This is a genomic window from Kordia sp. SMS9 (genome assembly GCF_003352465.1).
In the GTDB taxonomy this organism is placed as follows: Bacteria; Bacteroidota; Bacteroidia; order Flavobacteriales; family Flavobacteriaceae; genus Kordia.
Window position 1 is genome coordinate 5,368,772 of record NZ_CP031153.1, and the last position, 5,118, is coordinate 5,373,889.

Consider the following 5,118-nt stretch of genomic DNA (forward strand, 5'->3'; position numbering starts at 1 on the left):
CTTTTCTATTTTGATGGATCGAATTTTTAGTTCAATCTATTTTTTTCCTCTTGTGCACCACCTCTTTTGTTGGTCGATTTTAGTTTTACATTTCCAAACTTATAGGTTAAACTTAATCGGATGACACGACTGTCAAAGGTTCTAACCACATCAAAATTACTGCCTGCTTGGTCACTAAAAACACCTCTATCGCCCCAAGTATTCAGAATATCGCTGATGGATAATTGAACATTCATGTTATTGTCTAGAAATTTTCTATTCACACCTAAATCTATACCATAAAAAGGTTCAAGATTTAATACGCCATATACATTAGATGAGATGTAGTTTGCTCTAAATTCAGCAGACGATCTATCATCAATGGTAAAGGTATGATTGCTACTTGCTTGCCATGCCAATTGTTCTAACTGCACGGGCGCGCCTTCTATATTGTTAGAATCATATTGGTTGTAAAACATGGTAAAGTTATTGTAACTTCTCCACCAATTTGCAATTTTAATTGGCGCATTTACATTTAAACTATACGATTGAAATCCGTTCAGATTTGCATCTGTTTGCGAGATTGAATTCGTCACAGGATCTGTCAGTATGATATTTGCAATAACATCCTCTGTGTTGCTGTAATTGAAATCAAATTTATATTTATTTTTTAAGGTATAACTCAACGTATACGAATCTGTATATTGTGGATTTAAGAACGGATTTCCAAATCGGAATGTATATTCGTCAATGTAATACACAAAAGGATTTAAAGAGGCGTAGTTTGGTCGGTCAATTCTTCTTCCATAACTCGCACTTATCGAATTGTTTTCGTCTATTTTTTTCTGTAATGAAAGTGTTGGAAACAGATTAGTATACGTTCTACTGACTTCATTGCCATCTGTTATAGAGTTTCCGTTTGATTGTGTTCTTTCTGCACGCAATCCAGCTTGCAAAGCGTACGAACCAAATTGCGTATTAAAGTTTACATACGCCGCAGTAATTTCTTCTTTGTAGACGAATTGATTGCTTCGAGTTGCATCATTTACATAGTTTCCATTCATTTCTAGCACATCAAACTGAAGTATGTTATCCGTTTCTACCGAACTGAATTTTAGTCCAGTTTCTAATTTCGATTTTTCATTCAACGGAAGTGACAAATCTGCCTTTCCTACATGAATCGTTGCATCTTGTGGCGTTAAGTTTCTAAAATTATTAGGATCACGAAATTCAGTGCCACTTGCATCTAAGAAACGGTTTCCAAACTCAAAACTTTCATCTTTATTGGAAAGTGTGTAATCGTAACTCATGTTTAGATTGGAACCAATGGTATCAAGTTTTACGTCGTAATTCACATTAAATGTTAAATATTCGTTTGGATACCTTCCAATTGTTGAACCGATCACCGTTGAATCTACTTGTTGTAATTGTGATCCAATATCGTTTCTAGCTCTAATTTTAGAGTTTCCTGTGACATAATTTCCACTAACAATAAAACCTAGTGTGCTTTTTGGAGATATGTTGATATCTGTGCCTATTTTAAAATTGTGTATTTTAAATCTATATCTTTCAAAAGATGACGACGTAAAGAAGAGCGATTCTCCTGATAATTCTGTGAATCTATCAATATCAATAGTACCAAAATTTACATTGTCTGAGTAATCGTAACTCGCAAAAACATTGACGGTTTTGTTTCTATGGTTCATTGCGATTCCTCCATTTGTTTTTCTGTATACTCCTTGTCCGTAGCTCAAATTTAGATTGATATTGGTTCCTTCATTTTCACTTTTTTTCATGATGATATTAATGATTCCAGCATTTCCTGCCGCATCGTATTTTGCAGGAGGATTGGTCATAATTTCAATAGATTTGATATTGCTTGACTGCGTAGATTCTAACAGCGTCGTCAATTGTTCCGGTGAAAGATAGGTTTGCTTTCCATTGATTAAAATTAATACATTGGTTTTTCCTACCAAACTCAGCACTCCGTTAGTATTGCTCACTCCAGGTGATTTATTTAAGATGTCCAATGCTGTATTTCCAGTAGCTAATATGCTATTTTCAATATTTAATACAACTCTATCAGCTTTATTCTGAATGAGTGCTTTTTTTCCAGTGACAGTTACAGCATTTAAGGCAATATTTTCTTCTTCTAGCTGTATGGTACCAAAATTTTTCTTTTCATTTGGCGCAAGCATAAAAGGTTCCGATTGGTAGGTTTTAAATCCTATAACACTTATAGAAACGTAGTAGTTTCCGGTAGCTATATTTTCCATGACAAACACACCTTCTTCGTCAGTGATGGCTCCTTTTGCCATGCTTGCATCAGACGTATTGAATAAGATTACATTTGCATAAGGCAAGGTTTCATTTTTGACAGTTGTTATTTTTCCTTCCATCTTTGTACCTGCGGTAGATTGTGCTGCTACTTGAATCGTTTGCAGCAATAGAAAGCAAAAAATTATATTTGATAAGATTAATTTTTTAGGTGTTTTCATAGTTAAATTTTTAAAAAGAGTTCCTAGCCCTAAAAGCTTTTTTGGGGTGTAATTAAAATATTAGTAAATACGTGTGTGTGATAAAGAAGCTAGTTCTTACCTTGATTTTTAGGAAAATAATAGGCTATTAAATAGTATGCTAATAAACCTGTAGATAAGAATATACATAATACGCCGTATGGCAATATGGATTCGTCCATGCTGTATGGTAAAAATTCTTGAACTATAAGACCAAATCCGCCAAAGAGTCCTAGAAAAATCCATTTTAATACATTTCTTTTTTTATCATCAGGATCGGTGTTTGATTCAAGAATTGCATTAATTAATTTTTGATCATTTAGATTGGTTTCTACCATTCTTCTTTTGAGTCTGTATTTCATCAAATTGATAATTACGGACACTATCAACCAAGTGGTTGCTATAATCATTACAAAGGGTGCGATTTTTACAAGCATAATATATGGGTTTTAGTAAGTAGACAACTACCTTTTGGTTTCGGTTGCAACAAACGCATATTTTTTTTATTTTTTTATGATTTGATAGCGTTTTGTAGCGAACTACGACTTTTTAGAAGCCTTTGGTCCATAATAATACTGATCAATATGGCAACAATGATGATGATGATAAATCCTTTAAATTTATCTATCATTCCAAAAAATGGTGTGAGTGTATCTCTTAACATGTAAAACATGGTGGCAATGAAACTTATTCCAACAAGAGAAAATATTCCTAAAATCCAATAAAATGTAGTGTCGTCAGCTTGTTTCTTTTCAAGTTCTAAACGTCTGATGGTTGATGATTTAAATGCATACGAAAGTCCTTGTGCTGGCTTTTCTTGTAAAGAATCATACAACAAAGCATAGGCCTCAAAATCTGCATCATCTGCCATTTGAGGTAATGAATTTTCTGCATCTTGTCCTTTGTTGTCGAGAAATTGTTGAATGTTATGATCTTTATTTTCCTCCATAATCGTCTATTAAATATGCTTTAATTTTATCCTTTAGCAGCTTACGCGCTCTAAACAAATGACTTTTTATAGTTCCTTTTGCGATTCCTGTGGTTTGGTGAATTTCTTCAATTGAAAATTCTTCCAAATGATACAACGTAAGCAATACACAATACTTTTCTGGCAACTGTGCTATGAGTTTGTGAACGTATTCAGTCGTATTTTTTTTGATCAATACTTCATCTGGCCCGTCCATATCAGCTTCCACCGAGAAACTATTTTCTAAATCATCATGCGTATCGTTCTTTTTATTTTTTTTCAAATAATTGAGTGCTGTAAAATACGCAATTTTAGCAATCCATGTAGACAGTTTTGACTCCTGTTTGAAACTGCCAACGCCTTTGTAAATTTTTACAAACACTTCTTGGCAAACGTCTTCAGCATCCATTTGCTTGGGCAAAATCCTTCTGACAACATTAAAAATCAAATTTTGATAGTTGTCTACTAACAAAGAAAAAGCTTTGGTATCCCCTTTTTTTAGTAAGTCTATGAGTTCTTTTTCTTCCATCTTGATTGTACCAAGTAGACAGTATACATTTACATTCGGTTGCAAAAAAACGAAGATAATTGAACTTTTTTCTGCTCATGATCGTATGTAAGGGGTTTTACGACACATTGTTGCAATTTCAATTTTTCGTATTTTTTTGAAATTTTATTTAGAAACATTCCTTTTCAAACAAAGCAATAGTTAGTTATTTTCAAATTTGCCTTGTCTTCAAGTTTTAAGTTACGCACAAATAACCAAAAATAAACCTTAAAAAACAATTTGAATCTACTTACAAAAAAATTATACCCGCGTTACAAACGTATAATTTGTGCAAAAAGCGTTATCTAAAAATCGTTAGATCAAGCAGTTTTACTGTTGCTAATATTTTACAGCAAACTTTTCAATACATAAATTATCGTTGATAATATCAATAACGGCTTGCGGATTATCTAACAAAAAGAAATGTCCGCCTTCCATATAATGTACGGCACACTGTTCTGTGGTATGAAATTTCCATTGCGCGCCTTCTTCTTTCGTAATTTCTTCATCTTGTCCTATGAGCGCTGTAATATTACAGGATAATGGAAGGATTTCTGGTCTGTCAACAAAGGTTTCCGCAATCGTGAAATCACTTAGTAATAATGGACCAAAAATTGCCTTTAATTCTGGATTTTTAAAAATTTCAGGAGGTGTCACGCCCAAAGATAAAACTGCTTCTTGAAATTCCAACGCAGTCATATCTCTGTAAAAATTTTCTGTTTTTGGGATGTGTACAGGTTTTCTTCCAGAAAAAAACACATGCACAGGAGCGTTTCTCCCATGTTTTCGTATTTTCTGAACCAATTCGTACGCCAACAAAGCGCCCATACTATGTCCAAAAATAGCATAGTCAGATTCGGAAAGATCATCTTTTACGATGTCAAATATATCATTTACAGCTTCCTCTAAATTTGAATAAGGTTTCTCTGTAAAACGGTTTCCCCTTCCCGCCAAATGAATTGGACATACTTCTATGTGCTTCGCTAATTTTGTATTCCATTGATCGTACATATTTGCAGCTCCTCCAGCAAATGGCAAACAAAATAGTTTTATTTTATTTTCAATTTGTTTCATGAAATGATATTTTTTTATTGTGATGTGATAGTATA

Annotated in this window: 5 protein-coding genes; all 5 read right to left on the bottom strand. The window is 33.3% G+C overall.

Annotated elements, in window-relative coordinates:
• Positions 1-26 precede the first annotated feature (26 nt).
• Positions 27-2,477: an outer membrane beta-barrel family protein gene (locus tag KORDIASMS9_RS22675; RefSeq protein WP_114905043.1), complete on the bottom strand. Its 2,451-nt coding sequence runs from the start codon at positions 2,475-2,477 to the stop codon at positions 27-29.
• Between the two features lie 89 nt (positions 2,478-2,566).
• Entirely contained in the window at positions 2,567-2,932 is a 366-nt protein-coding gene (locus KORDIASMS9_RS22680; RefSeq protein WP_162820131.1) for a hypothetical protein, read from the bottom strand.
• A gap of 74 nt (positions 2,933-3,006) precedes the next feature.
• Positions 3,007-3,444: a hypothetical protein gene (locus tag KORDIASMS9_RS22685; RefSeq protein WP_114905045.1), complete on the bottom strand. Its 438-nt coding sequence runs from the start codon at positions 3,442-3,444 to the stop codon at positions 3,007-3,009.
• Positions 3,431-3,991: an RNA polymerase sigma factor gene (locus KORDIASMS9_RS22690; RefSeq protein WP_114905046.1), complete on the bottom strand. Its 561-nt coding sequence runs from the start codon at positions 3,989-3,991 to the stop codon at positions 3,431-3,433. Before KORDIASMS9_RS22690 ends, KORDIASMS9_RS22685 begins: the two co-directional genes overlap by 14 nt.
• Positions 3,992-4,348: 357 nt before the next feature.
• Positions 4,349-5,083, bottom strand: coding sequence for a thioesterase II family protein (locus tag KORDIASMS9_RS22695; RefSeq protein WP_114905047.1), 735 nt, complete (start codon positions 5,081-5,083; stop codon positions 4,349-4,351).
• Between the last annotated feature and the right edge of the window lie 35 nt (positions 5,084-5,118).